The 19,839-nt window shown below is 57.9% G+C and carries 23 protein-coding genes; 3 read left to right on the plus strand and 20 right to left on the minus strand.

The features are described from left to right. Positions 1 to 24: 24 nt before the first annotated feature. The 6 genes from ACIPQ1_RS00590 to ACIPQ1_RS00615 all read right to left on the minus strand — a co-directional run bounded on the left by ACIPQ1_RS00590 (position 25) and on the right by ACIPQ1_RS00615 (position 4,610). Entirely contained in the window at positions 25 to 2,877 is a 2,853-nt protein-coding gene (locus ACIPQ1_RS00590) for a toprim domain-containing protein (protein WP_446533369.1), read from the minus strand. 6 nt (positions 2,878 to 2,883) lie between these two features. Continuing rightward, positions 2,884 to 3,117 (minus strand): hypothetical protein, encoded by a 234-nt coding sequence (locus ACIPQ1_RS00595; RefSeq protein ID WP_446533370.1) that lies wholly within the window; start codon positions 3,115 to 3,117, stop codon positions 2,884 to 2,886. Between the two features lie 75 nt (positions 3,118 to 3,192). Next, a complete protein-coding gene (locus ACIPQ1_RS00600) occupies positions 3,193 to 3,564 on the minus strand; it encodes a hypothetical protein (protein ID WP_003199719.1) in 372 nt (123 codons plus the stop codon). Further along, positions 3,561 to 3,851 (minus strand): ogr/Delta-like zinc finger family protein, encoded by a 291-nt coding sequence (locus tag ACIPQ1_RS00605; RefSeq protein ID WP_003183346.1) that lies wholly within the window; start codon positions 3,849 to 3,851, stop codon positions 3,561 to 3,563. The genes ACIPQ1_RS00600 and ACIPQ1_RS00605 overlap by 4 nt, the downstream gene beginning before the upstream one ends. After that, positions 3,848 to 4,321 (minus strand): YmfL family putative regulatory protein, encoded by a 474-nt coding sequence (locus tag ACIPQ1_RS00610; RefSeq protein ID WP_305389115.1) that lies wholly within the window; start codon positions 4,319 to 4,321, stop codon positions 3,848 to 3,850. The genes ACIPQ1_RS00605 and ACIPQ1_RS00610 overlap by 4 nt, the downstream gene beginning before the upstream one ends. A 40-nt stretch (positions 4,322 to 4,361) precedes the next feature. After that, positions 4,362 to 4,610 (minus strand): hypothetical protein, encoded by a 249-nt coding sequence (locus ACIPQ1_RS00615; RefSeq protein ID WP_144924355.1) that lies wholly within the window; start codon positions 4,608 to 4,610, stop codon positions 4,362 to 4,364. Positions 4,611 to 4,711: 101 nt separating this feature from the next. Between ACIPQ1_RS00615 and ACIPQ1_RS00620 the strand changes: the two genes are divergently transcribed. From ACIPQ1_RS00620 to ACIPQ1_RS00630, 3 genes are all read left to right on the plus strand, one after another. Then, positions 4,712 to 5,128, plus strand: a complete 417-nt coding sequence (locus ACIPQ1_RS00620) for a helix-turn-helix domain-containing protein (RefSeq protein WP_446533371.1) — start codon at positions 4,712 to 4,714, stop codon at positions 5,126 to 5,128. A gap of 410 nt (positions 5,129 to 5,538) precedes the next feature. Continuing rightward, positions 5,539 to 6,438, plus strand: a complete 900-nt coding sequence (locus tag ACIPQ1_RS00625; protein ID WP_446533372.1) for a hypothetical protein — start codon at positions 5,539 to 5,541, stop codon at positions 6,436 to 6,438. After that, on the plus strand, positions 6,435 to 7,076 hold the full coding sequence (locus ACIPQ1_RS00630) for a hypothetical protein (RefSeq protein ID WP_446533373.1): 642 nt from the start codon (positions 6,435 to 6,437) through the stop codon (positions 7,074 to 7,076). Before ACIPQ1_RS00625 ends, ACIPQ1_RS00630 begins: the two co-directional genes overlap by 4 nt. A gap of 4 nt (positions 7,077 to 7,080) precedes the next feature. On the opposite strand, the gene ACIPQ1_RS00635 is transcribed toward ACIPQ1_RS00630, so the two are convergent. From ACIPQ1_RS00635 to ACIPQ1_RS00700, 14 genes are all read right to left on the minus strand, one after another. Then, positions 7,081 to 8,346, minus strand: a complete 1,266-nt coding sequence (locus ACIPQ1_RS00635) for a phage late control D family protein (RefSeq protein ID WP_446533374.1) — start codon at positions 8,344 to 8,346, stop codon at positions 7,081 to 7,083. Then, positions 8,343 to 8,783 carry a phage tail protein gene (locus tag ACIPQ1_RS00640; RefSeq protein WP_145132730.1) on the minus strand — a complete coding sequence of 147 codons (441 nt, stop codon included), beginning with the start codon at positions 8,781 to 8,783 and terminating at the stop codon, positions 8,343 to 8,345. The genes ACIPQ1_RS00635 and ACIPQ1_RS00640 overlap by 4 nt, the downstream gene beginning before the upstream one ends. A gap of 5 nt (positions 8,784 to 8,788) precedes the next feature. Then, positions 8,789 to 11,734, minus strand: coding sequence for a phage tail tape measure protein (locus ACIPQ1_RS00645; protein ID WP_446533375.1), 2,946 nt, complete (start codon positions 11,732 to 11,734; stop codon positions 8,789 to 8,791). Continuing rightward, positions 11,724 to 11,843, minus strand: coding sequence for a GpE family phage tail protein (locus ACIPQ1_RS00650; protein WP_003183333.1), 120 nt, complete (start codon positions 11,841 to 11,843; stop codon positions 11,724 to 11,726). Before ACIPQ1_RS00650 ends, ACIPQ1_RS00645 begins: the two co-directional genes overlap by 11 nt. Positions 11,844 to 11,851: 8 nt before the next feature. After that, positions 11,852 to 12,181, minus strand: coding sequence for a phage tail assembly protein (locus tag ACIPQ1_RS00655; protein WP_145132726.1), 330 nt, complete (start codon positions 12,179 to 12,181; stop codon positions 11,852 to 11,854). Positions 12,182 to 12,230: 49 nt separating this feature from the next. Further along, positions 12,231 to 12,746, minus strand: coding sequence for a phage major tail tube protein (locus ACIPQ1_RS00660; protein ID WP_095962940.1), 516 nt, complete (start codon positions 12,744 to 12,746; stop codon positions 12,231 to 12,233). 57 nt (positions 12,747 to 12,803) lie between these two features. Continuing rightward, a complete protein-coding gene (locus ACIPQ1_RS00665) occupies positions 12,804 to 13,973 on the minus strand; it encodes a phage tail sheath protein (protein ID WP_446533376.1) in 1,170 nt (389 codons plus the stop codon). 113 nt (positions 13,974 to 14,086) lie between these two features. After that, positions 14,087 to 14,488, minus strand: a complete 402-nt coding sequence (locus ACIPQ1_RS00670; protein ID WP_446533377.1) for a phage tail assembly chaperone — start codon at positions 14,486 to 14,488, stop codon at positions 14,087 to 14,089. 5 nt (positions 14,489 to 14,493) lie between these two features. Beyond that, positions 14,494 to 16,677 (minus strand): phage tail-collar fiber domain-containing protein, encoded by a 2,184-nt coding sequence (locus ACIPQ1_RS00675; protein WP_446533378.1) that lies wholly within the window; start codon positions 16,675 to 16,677, stop codon positions 14,494 to 14,496. Then, a complete protein-coding gene (locus tag ACIPQ1_RS00680; protein WP_027912645.1) occupies positions 16,674 to 17,291 on the minus strand; it encodes a phage tail protein I in 618 nt (205 codons plus the stop codon). The genes ACIPQ1_RS00675 and ACIPQ1_RS00680 overlap by 4 nt, the downstream gene beginning before the upstream one ends. Continuing rightward, the gene (locus ACIPQ1_RS00685) at positions 17,291 to 18,202 is read right to left on the minus strand and encodes a baseplate J/gp47 family protein (RefSeq protein WP_446533379.1); all 912 of its coding nucleotides are present in this window, start codon (positions 18,200 to 18,202) and stop codon (positions 17,291 to 17,293) included. Before ACIPQ1_RS00685 ends, ACIPQ1_RS00680 begins: the two co-directional genes overlap by 1 nt. Then, positions 18,199 to 18,543 (minus strand): GPW/gp25 family protein, encoded by a 345-nt coding sequence (locus tag ACIPQ1_RS00690; RefSeq protein WP_446533380.1) that lies wholly within the window; start codon positions 18,541 to 18,543, stop codon positions 18,199 to 18,201. The genes ACIPQ1_RS00685 and ACIPQ1_RS00690 overlap by 4 nt, the downstream gene beginning before the upstream one ends. Beyond that, entirely contained in the window at positions 18,540 to 19,112 is a 573-nt protein-coding gene (locus ACIPQ1_RS00695) for a phage baseplate assembly protein V (protein WP_446533601.1), read from the minus strand. Before ACIPQ1_RS00695 ends, ACIPQ1_RS00690 begins: the two co-directional genes overlap by 4 nt. 120 nt (positions 19,113 to 19,232) lie before the next feature. Further along, the gene (locus ACIPQ1_RS00700; RefSeq protein ID WP_446533381.1) at positions 19,233 to 19,808 is read right to left on the minus strand and encodes a hypothetical protein; all 576 of its coding nucleotides are present in this window, start codon (positions 19,806 to 19,808) and stop codon (positions 19,233 to 19,235) included. Positions 19,809 to 19,839 lie beyond the last annotated feature (31 nt).

Consider the following 19,839-nt stretch of genomic DNA (forward strand, 5'->3'; position numbering starts at 1 on the left):
CTGGTGTGTGTTGCTGTCGATTGGTCAGGCCTGAAAGTGCCAGCACTTCACGATTGGCTGCTTGGTGATGACCGCGTTGCTGTGCTTGGCCTGGTGAGCCCGCACCGCGCTATCCGTCGCCTTGTTGATGTCGATCAGCTTTCGAGAGCGGGAATCCTTCAGCCGCTCGCGCAGCTCGCTGACATCGGCAATTTTCTGGCGATGCTCTGCGGCGCACTTCACGAAGTCGTTGAGGTTGATGGCGATGATGTTGTCTTTCTTGCTGTGGTTGACCACGGGCCCATCGGCGTCGAGGCCTTCCAGGTACTCGTACACCTCCCAAAATTCGGCCACGACCGGATGATCGGAACTGATGGAGGCCTGGCGCTCTATCGCCATGCGAATAATCTGAGTGCGGGTGTTGCTGATCTGCGCATCGGTGAGCGAAACCACCATCCGCAGGCAGTCGAGCAATGCGAGCAGTTGGGCGTGGTTCTTGTTGATCCGCTCGACACGGATGTGGCCGCGCAGCTTGTTGCCGCAATGTACGCAGTCGCTTTGCTCGTCTTTGAAAGGAGTGTCGCAAGCGAAGCAGTGCGAGTGCAGGCAGCGCAGTTTCGCTTCGTAGCCGGGCAGGCGCTGTGCAAACAGATCCATGACGTCGGCTTCTTTGCGCACGGCCTGCAACACAAAGTTGCTCAGCGTCGCGCCTTCCAAGGCGTTGAGTAAGTCCGCAGCTGCGCGGCTCTCTGGGGTCACGTTCGGTCGCACGAAGTGCAGTTTGACGATCCGGGTCATGATCGCTTCGGAGGCCACCACCGGCGCGTTCTGGCTGATGGCGATCGTTCCCCGAAAGGGGGGCTCATACGTCTCGTTGCCGGCGGTTTTAACCCCTTTGGTCGCTAGGGTGCCGCCGCCGTAATAATCCTTCAGCTCATCCCATTCGAAAGTTTTGGTGTGTGCCTTGTCTTCGCCGCTTCGGTCGGATTCCAGCAACACAATAGGCATGCCAGACACCTGACCCATCAAGCGGCTGCGGCCGGCCTTGGTGGATTTGGACGGGTCGAAGCCCTCATACCCATCACGGCCGAGTAGTTTCCATAACAATGTCAGCAAGGTCGTCTTGCCGGCACCGGCTTCACCGGTGGCCTCAAGGAAGGGGAACGACTGGTAACGATGACGGATTTGCTCAGCAAACAGTGAGCCGAACCAGAACGTCAGGGCGACGATGCCCTGGGTACCGAAGCATTGCCACAATAGATCTAGCCAGCGCGGGTCGTAGTTTTTCGCATCCTTGGTAAGTTGAATCTTCACTCCCTTCTGCAAACTCTTGAGTTTCAGCTTGCCCATCTCGAAAAACTCTTCTTCGTTGATTGTGATCAGTTGCCCTTCGCGAACGGCCACATCGTTGAACACGTAGCAGCCGTATTCCCGGCTGTAGCCGACGTAGTCGATGGTCTGGACGGTTTTAATGCCAAACAGTTGGTCTTTCATGATCTTGTCCAGCTGCTGTCCACTGCCGGTGAATACCGCCCCGGCGCCCATGCCAAGAAGCCTTTTCTTGAACTCACTGGCAGCAGCGACCTGGCCGCCGGTGAAGGTGTTTTTCACGGAGCCACCGTCGTGTGGGAAATCGACGCGGAAGAAATACCAGGACTCGTCGGTTATCTCGTTGCGCTGGAAATACAGTGCCTTGGGGTAGCAATTCGCGATCTCGACCACGCAGCCAGACATGCGCAGTGCCTTTTCGCGAATGGCCTTTTCGTTGAGTAGTTGGTCTTCTTTTTTGTCGCTGTCATCGAGCGCCTGTTTGGCGCTGTTGAACTTGGAAATATCCAACTTCCACCAGTACAAGCGGGAGTCGAAACAGAAGTGAAACTCCTCCCGTTCCCGCCACTGGTACATGAGCAATGCTTTATCGGTGGCGCCCTCGGCGATCAGCAGAGCGCCCTGGTGCTTGGCTTCTTTGAGGTCTTTGTCGATCCGCTGGGCACGTGCCTCGTCACCGTCCAGAAACGCCCAGCGTTGATGCAGATCGTTCCAATCGACCTTTCGAGCATCTGGTTGTGGGATCTGCGCGGCCTCGCAGACGAAGCCCAGCTCGCGAGCCTGCCTGACCCACGATTTAGTGTACTTCTGCGCGCCAGGCTCGTTATCCAGGGCCCAGACCAACTTCGGCGGCTTCCCCTCACAGCCTGCTATCAAGGCCTTCAACGACTCCTCAGGAAAAGCGTTGGAGGACAACGCTGCAACAGCGGAAATGCCGTTATGAATGAGCGCGATGGCATCGAAAATGCCCTCGACAATCCACAGTTCATCAACCTGGAGTACATCGATACAAGGTGGACACCACCAGTAGCCCTTGTAGCTTTGCTTGGGTTGGAAGCGAGCCTTCTTCTTGCCGAAGCGTGAGGGCTGGTCGATCAAGCGCTCCCAGTACCCGCCATGCTCAAGGGGGAATCGCACCGTGGCCGAGCCAATATTCAGGTCGCGGTCAAAGTAACTTTCCTGGGTGTACCAGCCCTCAATCAGCTCCAGCCGAAAGCCGCGAGCAAAGGTGAGGTATGCCTTTGCGGTAGCTGTTGGCTCATCATTGGTGGCTGGCGCTCGCTTGCTCCAGTCGTCAAAAAGGTCGGGGTAAAGCTCCTTGACTGGGGCCTGGTATCGGCACTTGTCCTCACGGCCGCAGCGAATAAACCAGGGTTCATCATGGCGAGAAAACAAGCGCTTCTGGTTGCACTGAGGGCAAGTGCCCTTGCGCATGTAATTCGTGCCAACCATGTGTTGCAGGCCGTAATCGGACTCAAGGCGCTGAAGCACATCAGCGCGCAGCTTGTGTTCCATGGGCTTACGTACATAAGTTTTTGAGCCATGGGAAATGTCGAGTCGCTTATTCATCGGGTCTTACTTCACTTCACCGAGACTGTATTTAAGGGCGCCAATCAGGCGTTTTTGCGCGGCCATCACCGGGAAGGTCGCGAGCAACGAGCCATGCCGCAAACCCTCGGGGATCCTGCGAAAACGGTCGTCGTACCAATGCTCGTTGAACTGCTGGGCGTACTGGCTCCGTAGCGCTTGGAGCAGCGCTTCGGCCTCTTCGCGGGGCAGTTTTGCGGTGATGGCGACGTCGATTTGCATGGTCCACCTCGGATTTCGGGCAAAGCTCACCCAAACCCACGGGAAGCGGGGCAGGGCGGGTTGTTTAAACGGGGTTTACTGAGGGTGTTGCTTCAGCGCGTCATCGCGCTGGGCGAGCAGGGTCTGCGGCAGCAGCCTTGCCGGAACCGGGTACCGAAGGTCGGCCCGGGTATCGATCAGGTGGACGACAGTGCTGCCCGGGCTGTTGCCCCAGTCCACGCCGATCCACTTGCGCTGGTTGATGACCTGTAATTCGGTCCAAGCGTTGTGCACAAGCTTCTGCGCCATGAACACCGGCACTTCCAACGCGGTGGTCATATGCCGAACGCAGTTTTCGTACAGCAGGTCAGAGTCCACCAGGTGCTGCGCTTCGTGCCGTTGCAGATAGGCGAACGCTACCCGTTGCATGCTGCTGCGATAGTCGTGGTCAAGCTCTTCATGGTTCATTGCGCACACTCCATTTCCATTTGGTCGAGCAGGTCGGGTTGATCGTTGGCGGATTTCATCGCAGCACGGCGCAGGGCAATGTCGGCGATGGGCAACTTGACGGAGGGGTTAGCCATACCGCTGGGGCTCATTTCATGAGTCATTTCGAACTCAGCCCGCACCGACCAGCCGCAGGCCTCGTTGGTGCATTGCAGGTAGGCCACCCGCAGGAAGATGTGCGTGCCTTCGCTGGTGCGGATACGCATGCGGCCGAGGCAGTGAGGGCATACCAGCTTGTAAGTGCTCAATGCTTGCGCTCCTTGCTGTGCAGTTGGATGGTGGCAAGCACTTCGGAGTGGCGCGCAGCCATGTAGCGATTGTGAGCACCGAGAATTGCCGCAGCCTCGCCTGGTTCAACTACCCCGTCCTCCAGCGCTTTCGCGATGATCTGATCGACGTAACCACGCTTCGCGGCGGCATGTACCGACCGGCTGTACAGGTCGATGTTGTCCAGCGTCTCGGGTTTAGCAAGCGGCACGAACATGCCGCCGTACATGGCTGCGATGTATTCAGGCAAGTGAGTTGTGCCAGCGTCCTGCTCGAGCAAATGAATCTGCTCATCGCTCAGGGGGCGGCTGCCGGCGTTTTCGTAAACATGGTTATCGAACTTCTTGAGTTCATAACCGAGCCGGGCAGCGGCGCACTCGCGCCCGCCGGGGTAAGCGCAGATGACTGCGCTCATGACTTGGCGCTTGGTCGCTAGTAGTGGGCGTTTCATGTTCTGGTTTCTCCCTGGCGCCATCGGCCCTACAGTCATTTCACACAGCCTTGCATTCTGTTTGCTCGTTTGAATCCGCGAGGATTCCGGGTAGGACTTCCTTGCCGATCACCTTGGAGAGGTCACGCAGAATGCGGAACGACAACCGCCCCCGAGGCAGCGTGTCGTGACCGGCCCAGCGCTGGACTACCTGAGTCACCGTGCGAGGCTCGTAGCCGTGACTGATCGCGAACTGGCGGAAATTACTGCCGTGCTCAATCAGTCGCGCCTGGATCTGGCGCTTTTCCATGGCTTGGCTCATGGTTGATGTGTTCCTAGTTGGTTAAGATGTACTCGTTACGCATAAGCCTATTTACTCTTTTTGCATAAATCAAGCGGTATTGACTCTAAATGAATAAAACGTCGCTCGACGCCGTGCTTGATCGTTTGATGACGGTTTTTTCGGTTGATAACGATAGCGAGCTGGCTAGAAAGCTCCATGTGAACCGCCAAACACTTGGCAGCTGGCGAAGTCGTCAGTCTATTCCTTATTCGTTGTGCGTAAACGTGAGTGACACCGTAGGAATCTCACTGGACTGGCTCCTGGCGGGTGAGGGCCCCATGCTTCGCAATGCGCCTGAGACGAACCCCACACCAGCTCTGATTGACCCCCGGGAGGAGGCCATGCTTGAGCTGTTCCGGTCGTTGGGAGAGGCGGGTAAACGGGAGATACAAAGCGCTGCTGAGGAAAAGAAACGCTTAATGGATATCGAGCAGCGCCTCAAGGATTTGACTGAAGCCCTTGCCGATACCAAACGGCCAGCATAATCTGTACCCATTAAGAACGGATCAACCAGGCAGGACGCCGGTTACCTTACCCTCCGCGAGGTTCGGTCGAATAGCTCGCGGGGAGGCTGGATGCCGGCATCACAAATAAAAGGACGTAACGAATGGTCAGCCCGACGCTCAATGGCACTCCTTTAAACACGGCTCGCTTGTTCGCTGTGGTTCTGCAAATCTCAGATTTTCCAAGTTCTTCTTTTTTAGATACCTAACTCGTTTTACGTATGAGCTATCGAGCAAATATTGTCTCGATGGAAGTGCATGCCGGTAACATTGGGAACGATGGGGTTGGTGCGTTAATAGGGGTGATGTGTGAGTAGCCCTTTTTCTTGTGTCGATTGTGTCTCAATTTTTTGTTGTGACGTGATTCAAATAATTTTAACAAAGGATTTTTTATGCATTCGTTTCGTCCATATTCGCTTAAGATTTTTGATAAGTATTTGCCTGGGGAGTTTTTAGAGCGATACCATGTATTAGATAAGGTTCGGTCTAAGGACTTGCTCGATTTTATTGAGGCGTTTCTTAAGGCGTTGTCGCATAATGTTCATGACGACACTGAAACAAAAAAGACATTTCGAGTCACTGAGTTGACCCGCAAGGGACGAAATGTATTTGGGTGGGTAGAGTATGGGGAGTATGGAATACCGGGTGCAATTTATAGTGTAAAAGCTAAAGCCAAGACCTACGATAAGACTCATGAAGATTCTGATGTAAGGTTTTTTTATTTTAACTTCTGCGTGCCTTCTAATAGCAAAACTGCGGTTGCGCTTTTGCATAGCGCAGGAAATAGAGGGATTAAGTCATTTTTTGACGAAAAATTTAATGAATACTTCAAGCGGCAGATCGATCTCAAGGTCAGAATTACCCCTCTCTCTCATGAGAAAACAGTCAAGGAGTGGTTGGATAATTCGAGCGTAAAAGAAATAAGACTTGCGAATTATGATATGGATAACGCGGGTGATTTGGCAGATCAGCTAGATGTTCATCGTACTGAGTTTGTGATAAAGCCTAAGCGTGGTAGTGGTTTTGGCTCCTTTGCTTTTCTACAGTCCAAGGCGGCGGATGGTGGGGATAGTCCCGTTGAAGTATTGAGCAAGATTTCCACAGATGTGCGAGCTGTTATTGAGTCCAATGGCCGAAAAAAAATTGTATCAATGAAAATGAGTGATCCCATTGCAGCAATTGAAATAACTGAGGATAATGTAATTATTACGGATGGCGCTCCAGATAAGAAAAGTTTACACGACTATGCTAATATTTTAATGAAAGAATTCGTGGAAAAGGTTTCGAAATGAGTAAAAAAATCAGAATCGGTTTTATTGTTCGAGAGCATCTGCGTGCCGCGATATATGATGCGGATAAGAAGATTGACTGGTCTGATTTTTTTATATTCATCATAACTCCGTTTTTGCTTGCCGGGCTTTTCTATTGGTTGGGGATTTCGGATAAGTCAGGCTTGATTAATTTATTGATGTCAGTCTCATCAATTTTTGCGGGTTTGCTTTTGAACTTGTTGGTTCTGGTCTATGATCAGAATAAGCGAGTCAAGGAAAAGATTGCTGCTATCGATACGAAGCGAACGAAGGAGCCAAATTTTGAAGCGACATCGTTAACTGATTTAATGAGTGATACCCCAGAAATCAATCAGGGTGGCGCCTTATATACGCATTACTCCCTTCATGCACAGCTTCTTAATCAGTTGCTATCAAGTATTTCATATGCAATCCTTATCTCGTTATTTTCAATAGTCACCGGGATATTGTCATATTTACTCAAGGACAGTTATTCGCCAATTTATGCTTTTGGAAAGGTGATTGTTGTTGATTATAAGGTGGCTTTGATTTCTGTCTCTATTTTCTTTTCAGTGAACCTTTTGTTGACGGTCCTAATGATTGTTAAGCGCGTTTACAGATTAATCTCGAGTTCTGATTGATTTGTTAGATTGTTGCTGACAGTTTTTTCCATTCTCGGTCTACGGCACGTTTAGCGGTCCGCTCGCTGGCATACAACCACCGCAACCGCTTCGGCTTGCTCTGATCCCCAGCCGTCACAGTCTTTTCCTTCCCTGTTTTCTTGTCGCGGTAGTACGCGATGATCCCTGTGTAATCCCCTTTGTTTTCCTCCGCCAACCCCTCCACCGTATCCTCGGGCAGCTTGCTCTCCAGCTCCAGGCTGACGGTGTATCCATTGTCCGGGCTGAGGGTGTGCTGCACGTTACCGCCGTACCAGATGATCTCGTCAATTTCCGGCTTCACGCCCTGGAGCGTGTAGGTCAGTTCGGGAATGAGGTCAGACCGACCCCGGGCGAGGGTGTAGCTGAGCGTCGCGCTACCACGTTGCAGGCGGTTGAATTCCGCCCGGGCAGCGCGCAGGGCGGACTGGCGGTCGCTGAAGGTGTGGCGTAGGTCTTTGAGGTTTTCACCACCACCGGCGATGGCCTCCTGTTTCTTCGCACTGTTCACGTCGTAGAAATAGGCGCGCACACCGTCGTAGCTGTCGCGGTCGGCTTGCAGGTAGCGGTGTTGGTCGCCGTCGGCGCGAGTGAGGGTGATATGCGGCAGCTCGGCGCCGGTGGCTGTCTTGCCGCCGCCCGCCGGCAGGCATAGCAGGCAGCCGGCCTTGACGGTGACCACCGCGTCGAACTCTTCCCCGACGCGGCTGATCAGGTTGGCGTCGGATTCGTTGGCCTGGTCCAGCTGAAGGATGGGCAATCCGTCCAGGGCGCCGGCAATGGTGGCGGTGAGGCCGTTGCCCAAGGCGATATCGCCCAGGACGTCGCCGAGGGTGGTGTTGCTCCAGCTACGCTCGCGCTTGGTCTTCAGGCCTTTGCGAAGGTCCGCCGAGCGGGCGCGGATGCTCAAAACATCCGGCGCGCCGCTGTGTTCGGTTTCATCGACCGTGTAGGTGCCTTTGTCCACCAGGCCTGTGTCGCTCCAACCCAGCCACAGTCGGATGGTCGCGCCTTTGGGCGGGATCGCCAGCAGCCCGTCGTGGTCGCTGAGGGTGATGCTGAGCTGGTCGGCCTCGATCCCGCGATTGTCGGTCAGCTCCAGACTCATCAGCCGTGGGCTGATCAACTGGGCGATGTCGTTGCCATCGACGGTGATACGAAACGTCGGTACCGGGTAGGCCGCATCGCGGCGGTAGCGCTCGACCAGGCTTTCGACGTAGCCGGTCACCTTGGACAGGGCTGCATCAATCACAGCAGTGCCCTCAGGATGTTCACACCTGCGCTGGTACCGGCGCCGAGCAGATCGATCCGGTCGTCATCGATGCGCTTGAGGTTGATCGTGAATTCAATACGCCGAGGCGTGCCGTCACGGAAGAACAGCGTTTTGGTTTCGCTCAGTCCATCGATAATCCACAGGCCGTAGATACGGCCGCTGCCTTCAACCATCGGCCACGCCCTGCCGGTGTTTGCCATCAGGCGCAGGGCGTCGAGGCTCAAGGCGCTGCCGGCCAGTTCCGGCAGGATGACGCCGGGCAGGGTGATGGTGTCGTCGCCGCGCCCGACAAACTGCCGAGCCGGAGCGGCGCCGACGCGGCTGTTGCTCGCATGGCGCCATTCGGTTTGGCGTTGCAGCTCTTGGTAAGCGGCGGTGGACAGGCTGAACACGAACATGCCCAAGGCAAGCATCATGGGGATTACTCCAGATCTGACAGTTTGCTGCGCTGGCGGGCGGCCTTTTCGCTGGCGATGCGCGCCAGCTCGGCCCGCACGGCGCGGCTGATCGCCTGGGAGTCCATGCCTGGCGTGGTGTGGATGTTGATTTCGTAGGTGTCGTGGCTGTCATGAACCGGCGCCGGGGCAGGGCTGATGGGCGCCCGATCATCGATCGACAACGAAGAGGCAGCGGCAGCCCCGACCGGAAATTGCGGCAACGGCATGGCGGCCAGCGGCATGGCGGTTGCACCGAGGGCCAGTGTGCCGGCTGCCGTGAGTTGTTTACTCAGGCTGGTCATGGCGCTCAGTGGCCCGTTTTGACTGCCCTCAAGCCCCTGGGCCAGGCCGGCCATGGTGAAGCCGCCCAGCTCTGCGAACACACGGGAGGGGCTGTGGATGTCGAGCTTTTCCTTGAACCAACCAATCACCGCATCGCCTGCCCCGGTGATGGCCTCCTTGGCTACGGTCAGGCTGTTGGTGATGCCATTTGCCAGGCCTTGAATCATCTGCGTACCCAGTTCAGCGAACTGTGCAGGCAGGCCTAACAAAAGGCTCAGCATATTGCCGATGACGGCACCGAAGCGTTCGCCCATTGACTGAGCGGCACCACCGATGTCTTCGACGGGCGCAAGTAGCTGGCCGAACCAGGTGATCAGGCTGCTGACGCCATCTGATATCAGACTGAACAGCGGGCGTGCGATGTTGCCCAGAAGCTCCATGGCCGCGCCGACACCTGGCAGCGTCATGACGGCCTGGCCCAGGTTCAGCAGCGATTGGCCGAGCCCGGCGAAACTATCGAGTACCGGTTGCAAGGCCCCGACCAGGCCTTGCCAGAATCCGAGGAAGAAGCCCTTGATCGGGTTCCAATATTTGTAGACCAGCACGCCAGCAGCAACCAGGGCAGCAATGGCCGCCAGCAGCCAGCCGATGGGCGTAGCCATGATGGCGGTACCGACCGCACTGATCGCGCCGCCGAGCATCGGCAGCACGCTGGCGGCAGCCAGGCGGGCGCTGCTGACGTAAGCCGGTAGCGCGCTGAGCAAGCCTCCGGCCGAGCGAGTGGCTACCAGGGACCGCCAGACTTTCCCGAGCCTGCCAATATTGGCACCGGCGCCTGCTGCTGCGGTGCGCGTACCGATCAGTTGGGCTTTAACAATGCCCAGGCGAATGCCAAACATACCCATGCCGTACCGCACCATGGCGAATGGGCCGAGTAGGCTCGCCATCGTCAATGCCAGGCCACCAAACACGAAGGCCATACCGGCCACAGCCGCTACGACCTTGACCAGGCCGCCCGCCAGCTTGGGGTTCTCGCGAGCCCAGGCGCCGACGTTGTTGGCAACCTCTCCCAAGGTCTGGATCAACTCTTTCAGCTCAGGTGCCACGGCGGCGCCAAACTCGGCCATGGCATTGGTCCAACTGCCTTGAGCGGCCTCCATGACATTGGTGAGGGTACCGAGTTGTTCGTTGACGCGCTTGCGCAGGTCGGCCTGGTTTTGCAGCTTCTGCTGAACCTCCCGGTAACCGTCGAGCCCCTTGTTCATCATGGTGTTCAAGGTGGTCATGGTTTCGGAGTCGTCGCCGAATAGCAGTTTGATGGTCGACGTGCGGTCCTCGTCGTTCAGTGACTTCAGTTTTTCGACCTGGGCGAACAGGTTCTCCAAACCGGCGAAGTTGCCTTTGTCATCGGTGAACTTGAAGCGGATGTTTTTGCCTTCCAGCTCCATGATCTTGTTGACGTCCTTGATCCCGTCCTTGTCCAGGCCAGCCTGGAATATTTTCCGGTAAGCGTTACCGGCCGCGCCGCCTTCCATGCCGGCCTGGTCCATCATGATCAGCAGCGGGGCCAGCTCGGCAGCAGCGTCGATGCCCGATTTCTTGATGGTGTCCATGACCGGCGCGATCTTGCTGAAACCCTGGAGCATGTTGGTCGGGTCTACACCGGAGTAGAACCCACGCTGGATGATGTCCATCAGCCCCATCATGTCTTTTTCGGATGTTCGGGTGGCGTCCTGCATCTTCGCGGCAAATTCAGCCGCGGCGGTTACAGGCATCTGCAACTGAACACCCAAATACGCAGCCGCTTCGCCGGTGCCGCCGAGGATGCTCTTTGCGCTGAGGCCTTGGCGCCGCAGCATGGTCATCATTTCCTGAAAGTCGGCCGTAGTACCAGGTAGGCGGTCGCCCAGCTTGGTCGCCAGATCGGTGATTTTCTGGAAGTCTTCAGACACCTTGCCGGTGTCGTCCATCATCGAAACCTTGAGTTGCGTGGCCGAGTCTTCGTTTGGTGCAAAGGCACCGATGGCCTTAGCCACCGGCCGACTCGCTGCATATCCCACACCCAGGCCGGCGGCGCCATTCATAGCCATGTTGCCGGCGAGGTTCTGGGTTTTCTCCAGCTTGGCACGCTCGATGGCGAGGCGCTTTTGCTGAGCATTCAACGCGACCAGGCGTTTGCCCTGTTCGCTGATGCTGGCGTTGGTAGCGCTGATTTGCTCGCGCAGCTGGCGTTCGTGACTGCTGAGGTTCTTGGTGCTGATGCCGGCGCCTTGCAGTTTGCTGCGCAGGGCCTGGAGCTGTTCGCCCTGTTGTTGATGTTGTTCCTTGAGCTTCTGCGCTTCGCGAACGGCTGCCCGAAAGTCCTTGGTCATCGCCTTGGTCGGCGCACCGGTGGCAGCGAACTGCTGGGACAGCGCCCGTACTTTATCGCGGGCGGCGACGAGGGCTTGCTCGGTTTGTTCGGCAGCAGCGCGCTGGGTGCGCCAGGCGCTGACGTCCTTCTGTTGGGTGTTGAGTTCCTTGAGACGGTCGCGGGCTTCCTTGAGGGCGCGGGCGGCACCGATGCTGCCGTTGTTGATGGCCTTCAGGGGGCCGCTCGCCTTGTCGATGGCGTTGAGCAATACCTGAAGTTTTAAGTCATTCGCCATCGGTGGAACTCCGCACCCGGGCGCGTTCGCGCCACTCCATCAGTTCTTGCAGGCCCAGCTGGTCCATGTCAGCCGGTGCCCAATGGAAAACCACGGCCAGGTCGGCCATGGCGTCTTCTACGCAACGAGGGACGCGTCCGTCTTCACCGACTTCTGCAACAAAAAACCGGAGATCTTGCTGCCACAGGCGAGCAGGTCGGCCGGGTCCATGCTGGCGACTTCGGGCGCGGTGATACCGGGTGCGCTGATGCGCGGCAGGATTTTTATGAGGGTGGCCACGTCCATGTTCAGCAGGTCCACCAGTTGCACACCGCGCAGCTCGCCGGATTGCGGTTTGCGCAAGGTGATGCTGTCGATGACGGTCTTGCCACGGGTGATCGGGGTGTCCAGGGTGACGGTGTTGTCGTCAACCGGCGGCAGCGCTTCGAGGGTGTCTTCAGGTTTCATTTAGGGCTCCATCTTGTGAAATTAACCGCCCCCGATGGGGCAGTGTGGGTCAGATACCGAGGGCTTGGCGCTGCTTTTCCAGCATGTCCACGCCGTTAACGTTCTCGATAAAGTTGAGCAAGTCGATCTCGATGATTTCCTCGTTATCGACGATCAACTTGTAGTAGGTGCAGGTGGTGGTGATGCTGTGCTCGGTGTCTTCGCCCGGCTGAGCGTCACCCATTTCGATGGTCTCGTGCCGGCCGCGCATCACGACCTCCACGGCGCTGACTTCCTCGGTGTCGTCCTGCTGGAACGAGCCTGTGAAGCGCAACGCGACGCCCGAGGCGTTGACGGCGCCGAACTGTTTGAGGGCGATCAGATCCAGGCCGCCGGTCTTCCATTCGAACTGGATGCCGTCATCCGAGAAGCCGAGATCAGCCTTGACCGGGCCATTCATGCCACCGCCGCGATAGGCTTCCATCTTGCGGCCGAGCGGGGGCAGGGTGACCGACTTGACCACACCGAGGTAGCTGTTGGCGTCGTTGAACAGGTTGAGGTTTTTGAGTTTGCGGGGCATGGCCATGGCGGGGTTCTCCGTTGCTCAGGCACAGGGTCAGCTCCCCTTGCGGGGAGGCCCGGTTTAGCTGTTGATCTTGCTGGCGAAGTCGATCAGGTAGCGGTCAGTGATGCGCTGCCGCAACGTGAGGTCTTCCAGCGGTGGAACCGGCGTGTAGTCGTAATCCAGGAACAGCTTGCCGGACTTGAGCGTGTCCTTGTCGTTGGCGTCCTCCGGGTACCAGCACTGGCCGCCGATCAGGTAGCCCGCCGCGACCATCTCGCGGAACTTGGCATTGACCCCTTCGATGATGTCGCGCACCAGAGAGGCATGCATGGGCTTGTCCACTGCCCACATGTGCGCCTCGGCCATGGTGTCGGCAAGGATCTGCGCGGTGCGGGTGTAGTTCTCGAAGGCGAACAACGGGTCTTCACTGGTGGTGCGGCTGCCCCAGAAACGAAAGCCGCCTTCATTGATGAGTGTGGTGACCTCGTTGCTGTTGAGGTAGTTGGCGTCCGTGGCGGGGTTTTGCAGATCCCAGAACACGTCGGCGCTGATGCCGGTGACGCCGTTGACCGTGACGTTGGACAGCGTTTTGTGCCAGCCCACGTCCTGATCGATCTTGGCGCGCAGGCCCAAAGCCCGGGCCACGGCCGAGGCGGTGACGGTCGCGTTGGTAACGGTGCTCCAGTTCTGGAATTCCGGCCAGATGACCATGGCTTCGCGAGCGCCGAAGTTGTCACGGTAGGCGACCACCTCTTCCTTGGTTTTGCAGCCCCAGGCGCTAACGTAAGCAAAGCCGCGCAACTGCTGCGCGATGGTGACCAAGGCGGTGGCCACCGGCAGGCTGTCGAGGCCTGGCACGCCCAGTATTCGCGGCACCATGCCAACGCGGGCCTTGGCGGCGAGCAGGGCTTTCATGCCGGTGTATTTGCCCTCGGCCGTGGTGGTGCCGATCAGGGCGCTGGTGGTTTCCGCTTCGGTTTCGCCTTCCTTCACCCTCACGACGATGGTGTAGGGCTTGGTCTGGTCGGCGATGGCCTGAAGGCTCTTCGCCAGGGTGCCGGTAGTGCCGGCCTTGCCGATGGCGGTTTGTACGTTGGTCAGCAGTACCGGTGTGTCGAATGGGAAGACGGTGGCATCAGCGTCGTCGGCCGTGCAGACCATGCCGATAACAGCGGTGGGGATGGTGCGAATGGGGCGGGTGCCGTCGTTGAGTTCGATGACCCGCACGCCGTGAAGATAATCGGCCATGGGTTTGCCTGCGCAGTGATTGGGATGACAGTGCACAGGCTGCCGCGCGCGCGCCGGTTGGGCGAGCGCGGAGGCTTGTAGGGGAGGGGGTTACAGGAAGAAAAGGAGTAGCGTTATTGAATCTGCTCCGCTATCCATGACGGAGCGATGGGTCGAAACTCTACGTCTGGGAAGTCCCCCGTCTGAGGCCAGTCTCGAAGTGCCTGGCGATAGATGAGTAGTTCGGAGTATTGCTCAGATGTCAGCGTGGGGGGACGCTCCAACGCCTGTTCATCACGATGGCGGGTAACCAGCCACTCGGTAGATTGCAGTTCATTGTCGCGCCATACCCGCTCAGCATCGGCTAGATCGGAGGCAGGAATGGTCGGCGGAGGTAGAAATTCCTCCTCCTCTAACGTCCAGCCAGGCCGGGTCTCCGTGGGACAGGCTTGCCAGAATAAATCCGGGTGGAAGCGCTCGATTGGATCAATGTCGGTAGTTTCGACTACCGTCCCGTTTTCGATTCGTGCCCACATGCTGATCACCACTGAATGATTACGTTGCCGGCAGCACCCGCACCACCGTTGTACCCGTAGAACGCACCTGACCCGCCACCGCCAGGCCCAACACCGGAATTACCTGCGACCTGCCCTTGCGTGGATCGACTACCGGGGCCACCACCTGAACCACCGTATGGCCCATAACTGGGATGTCCAACCCCAAGTGATGTGTTGACGTCCCCCCCAGTGCCGAGCCCACCACTCCCTGGGCCATTTGCGTAACCAGACGAGGCGTTTCCAAAGCCCCCGGCCCCGCCAGTAGCAGATAGAAATGCCCCAAAAGAAGACGTTGCACCGGTTTCGCCAACACCCCCTTCTACGGTAGAGCCAGCGCCACCAGAACCAACGGTCACCGTGACACTGGTCACGCTTGAGAGATCAACTAGCTTTTGTGCCAAGCCACCGCCACCACCGCCACCTGATCCTGCCCCGGAGACGCCTGCGCGACCGCCGCCGCCACCACCCCCGATAACGGTAACCCAAGCCTTTTTCACGCCAACAGGCACCGTCCAGGTGAAAACACCTGCGTTCTTGAATACCTGGGTACCCCGAAAAGGCGCGTGCTCATTCGTAGAACTAAACTGCCACGGCGACCACTCCCCCGCGTTCTGCATGACACGCATGGCAAGAATCGGCGTCTGACCGCTCGATAAGCCGCCAGTGATTCGTTGCACCAGGTAGTTGTTACTCATATAGCCTTCAACGACGAGGCTATAACGGACCGACGAGGACCAGCCGGGTGGGATGTTTAGCAAGCCGGCAAGAGGGGTCAGATAGTTACCCGGGACCAGGTAATTATTCATGTCGACTTCGGTGCTCAGAATGCCGCGACCGGCCCCGAATGCACCGACCGGCATAAGGGCGCCGGCTGTAACATCGAGCGGATTTGCCTGCCGTTTTACTGCCGTAGAAAAGTACGCTGAATACTCCAGCGAGACGCTGCCGCCAATCAACCGCCACAGCGAGCCGATACGAACAAACTCAGCGGTATCGCCTTGAGCCATGGAGATGTTGCCGACGAAGTTAACGGCATCGATCGAATCGCCTGCGGCGGCCTTTACCGTTACCGTTCCCATGCCGCACAGGATCTTGACCACCGCCCCTCGCGGAATTGTCCCGCCTGTTGGGAGAGTGGCGAACATTGCCCCAGCGCCAGCAAACGCAGCCACCTTGCCAATGTCAGAGGCGGTTAGCGTTGCCGTCGCCGCGTAGTTGGTGTAATCCCCGTATTCGAGCCCCATCCTCTTTACAAACTCGGAAGTGACCAGCGCCTTCGTATTATCAAACTGAGGCGGCGTGTTTGCCGTTGGGTTCACCAACGCCGGGGAGTTGATGGTTGCAAACCCCTGGGTAATGTTCTGAAAGGTCAGCGATGTGGTTCCAAGGAAAATCGCCCCATCCGTTACCAACTGCCAGCGAGTGTCGGCCAGCGTAGCGCCTTGCTCGACCGACAGAATCATCGCCGAGGTGACTTCAGCACTGCTGTCTGCATCCGGCGCACGCTGCCATGCTGCTGCGCCAACAACGTAGATGCCATTGTCCTTGGCGGCCGCCTGGTTCTTCACCAAAATCCGATCCCCAGCAACCAACGTCACGCCATCAACGACCTGCAACCCGGTCAATGCGATGCTCGTCGTGGTGGCTACGCGCACCGATTGCTTGCTGTCGAGCTTGTACAGTTCCTCAAGAATCTTGGAATCAACGTACTGACGTGTCGCCAAAACAACTGAGGGATCAATCTTCAATTCGACATTCGCCGTGTTGCTGACGATCAGGTTCATCCGCACGACTTGTGTGCGGCCTGAGCCCTGGGTCAATAACGGCTTGAAGCTTGGCGCGCAGTTAGCCACAGCCACTAGGTCACCAGCGGCGTCGTACAGCCCCACCTCACGAATCCACCAGCCGCCGACGTTCTCGGGGATGACCTGTTCGGCAATGATGATGTTTGGGTTGGCTGGGTCAACCTTGAGCTGATTCAGCGGGGCACGTCGGCGCTCGTTGATCAACTGTGTCTGCTGCTCGTTGGGCATTGGCTCCGTGCCGTTGGCATCGCCCACACCCATCTGCGCGAATGTCCAGGGAATGCCCAGGGCGTCCGCGTTGGCCTGCTTGGCCTTGCCGATGGCGGTGAGGATGGCGAAAAACTGGCTGTTTTGGTCTGTCATGGGTAGATGTCCATGGTGTCGATCTGGTGTTCACGGCCGCCCTGGTGGATGTAGCCCGTGACTTCGATGTCTCGCTGGGTGGGTGGGTAGATATCAATCTCGTCGCCTTCGGTAATGCAGGCGCCGATATGAACTGATCCGGTGGTCTCCAGGCTGATGGCGAGCCCGGTGAGGTGGCGTGTCAGGGGCTTGGCATCGTCGATCAGCCAGGTGAGTTCCTGGTACATCTCCTCGGTGATACCGGTGTCGAGCACGCCGACCTTGAGCCTGAAGGTGGCGCGAGGGCCGACCGGAACGGTCTGCCACCATTCGATGATTTCAATCAGATAGCCGAGCGGTTCAACGACGCGGCGCAGTGAGCCGATGGTGCCCTTACGCGAATGGATGTAGTACGCGCTACGGATGGCGGCGCGCTTGGCCGCTTCGGTCCACTTGCTGTCCCAGCGATCCACGGAGAAGGCCCAGGCCAGGTAGGGCAAAAGGGGCAGTGGGCAAAGGTCGGGGCTGTACAGCGTGCGCAATGGAATCGGCACACGCTGGATCTGGGCCAGCGCCTGCGCCGCTTGGCGCTCCAACGGCGTCGAATTGCTGGGGAGAAGGGGCGCGTCTGCCATCATTCAACCCCCAACGCCAAATCGACGGCCGTGCAGTATGGGGCCTGATACTTCGCGGCAACGATGTCCGCCCAGTTCTCCAGTACGACCTTGCGCACACCCTCGACGTGCAGCGAGGCGTGGATAATCGATTCCGAAACCTCCAAGCCCAGGCGGCGCCGTTGGTGCACAAAAGCCAGCAACTGCGCATTGGCCGCCGCGAGAATCAACTCGCTCTCAGGGCCGGACGTCGAGAGAAACAGCTTGGCCTTGACCTGGTAGTTGATGACTTGGGCGCTTTGCACGGTGAGCCGATCCGCGACAGGGCGGCGGTCGTCGTCGTTGAGGTAGGCATTGACCTTTGCCAGCAGCGCGGGCGAGGCGGTGCCGTCACCCAGGATCGACTGCACCGTCACCACCGCCTCGGCCGGGGCAGGACTCTCGGCAGTGGCGTCGGCAACCTGGCCGTCAGCAGAGCGCGCATGAAAGATGTAGCTGTTACGCGGGCCGGCGGTGCTCAATCCCTCCCACGCCATTTGAGCCCGCTCCCGCAGGCTGTCGTCGCTTTCCATCAGCAACGGGACCGGCGGAACGGCTGAGGGTTTGGCGGCCTGGATGACCAGGCGCTTGACGTTGAAGTTTCCGGCCAGATTCTCCAGATCGCTGCCCTTTGCCAGGGCCAGCATGTTGGCGACGGACGCCTCATTGACGCGCTGGCGCCACACCGTCTCTCGGTAGGCGCTCTCCTGGAGCAGCTTGGTCAGGGGCTCAGATTCCAGCTCAAGCCGTGCAGCGATCTCGGCTTGTTCCTCGACCGGCCAGAGGCCGATGGCGTAGGCCTTGCGCTCGGCGAGGATCTGCTCGTAATCGACCTGCTCAACGACCTCGGGCGCGGGGAGCTGGCCCAGGTCAATCGCGACGAATGAGTTCATGCGCTACCCCCCAGGTTCAGAGGCACGCTCAGGCTCAGCGGCTCGTTGCTATCGACGATGCTGCCCTCGATATCCAACGAGGATTGACCTTGCAGCGTGGCGCCCTGGAACTGCACTCGGCTCAGGCTGATACGCGGCTCCCAGCGCATCAGCGCCATGACGGTGGCCGCGTACACCTGCAAGCGGGTGATGTCGTTGAAAGGGTGGTCCACCAGCTCGGGCAACAGGCTGCCGTATTCGCGGCGCATGACCCGGGTTCCGATGCGCGTGCTAAGGACGTCGCTCATGGATTGGGCGATGCTTTCCACGGTGCTGATGGCGGCGCCGGTGTGTCGATTCATTCCGGTTTCCCCGTCTTGCCGCTGCCAGGCATTACGCCGCCGTGCAGGTGCCTCACCAGGCTTATGCCGGCGGCCACCACATCTACCGAGACGGTGACCTCACCGGTGACATTCTGGTCGCCGGTCTGGGTGTAATTGCCCTGGTGGGTGATGTCGCCGACGATGTTGATGCCGCCGGTGCTGACCAGGTTGGTGGTGCCGCCATCAGTAAGCGTGGCGTTGAGGTGGTGAGCGACGCTGTCGTACTCGATCACCGTTCCGTCGCGGTAGGTGACGCGGTGCAGGCCTTCACGCTCGCCGTTGGCGGGGATCTGGTCACTGAAAAGCCCGGTCAAGGCGACGCCGTTGCCGAGCTGGCCCGAGGGGCTGAACAGCAGAACCTGTTCGCTGACGGTCGGCGGGTTCCACTCCCGGTCGGCGCCGGCCCGCAGGGCGATCCACGGCAGCCAGGCAGTGGTCAGGGTTCCGGTTTTGACCTGCACACGTGGGGGCTGCATCTGGACGGCAGCGATGGTGCCGAAGCGGATGAGGTTTTCGATCAGGCGGGCGAGGGTGGCTAAGTCGTTCATGGCGCCGATGGTGGCGCCACGCGCGTACCACTTCATCTACCGTAGCTTGTAGTAGTGCTCTATACAGGCCACGAAGTGGTAGGTGGAATAACTATACGGATTCTGCCGCTCTTGAATCAGTTACTTTAGAAAGTATAGAAGTATAAAAATACCAGTAGCCGTGATCGCTAAGACAGTTGTAATTAATAGGACGTCTAGCTTTTTATTCAATTGGCTGGTTGACTTTGTTAGTTGTTCTATGTGCCTGGTATTCTCAATGACATTTTTCTCTATCACGCTTAGCTCGTTTAGGGGCGGGATTGCTGCGGCTGGCTCGTAATCGCTTGAGGTTTTATCTGCATAGACTGCGATAATACTGCCGCCTGCCCCGGCACAGGCTAGTAATATGACTTGGCTGTAGATCTCAAAATGATCAATAAGGTCGCCTGGCATCGACGCTTTGTCTACAAATACGTAGAAAAATCTGGGGTATACGAGTTGGTATATCACCCCTGTGGCAATCAATAAAAAACCTTTTAGGACTCGGTCTTGTCTGATGTCAAGCAGGACTATGAACATTGCAAAACTACTTGTAATCGCTAGGTAGGTAGCGGCTCTCTGGAAATTATTATAACCGGCTACTGCTACGCCGACGAACATTGAGGAGAGAGCTATGGCGATAAAAATGACCATGCGGATATTAAGATTTTTCTTCACTGGTTCCAATCCATGGGTAAATGCGGGTGCC

It is taken from the genome of Pseudomonas sp. LARHCG127 (genome assembly GCF_052871455.1).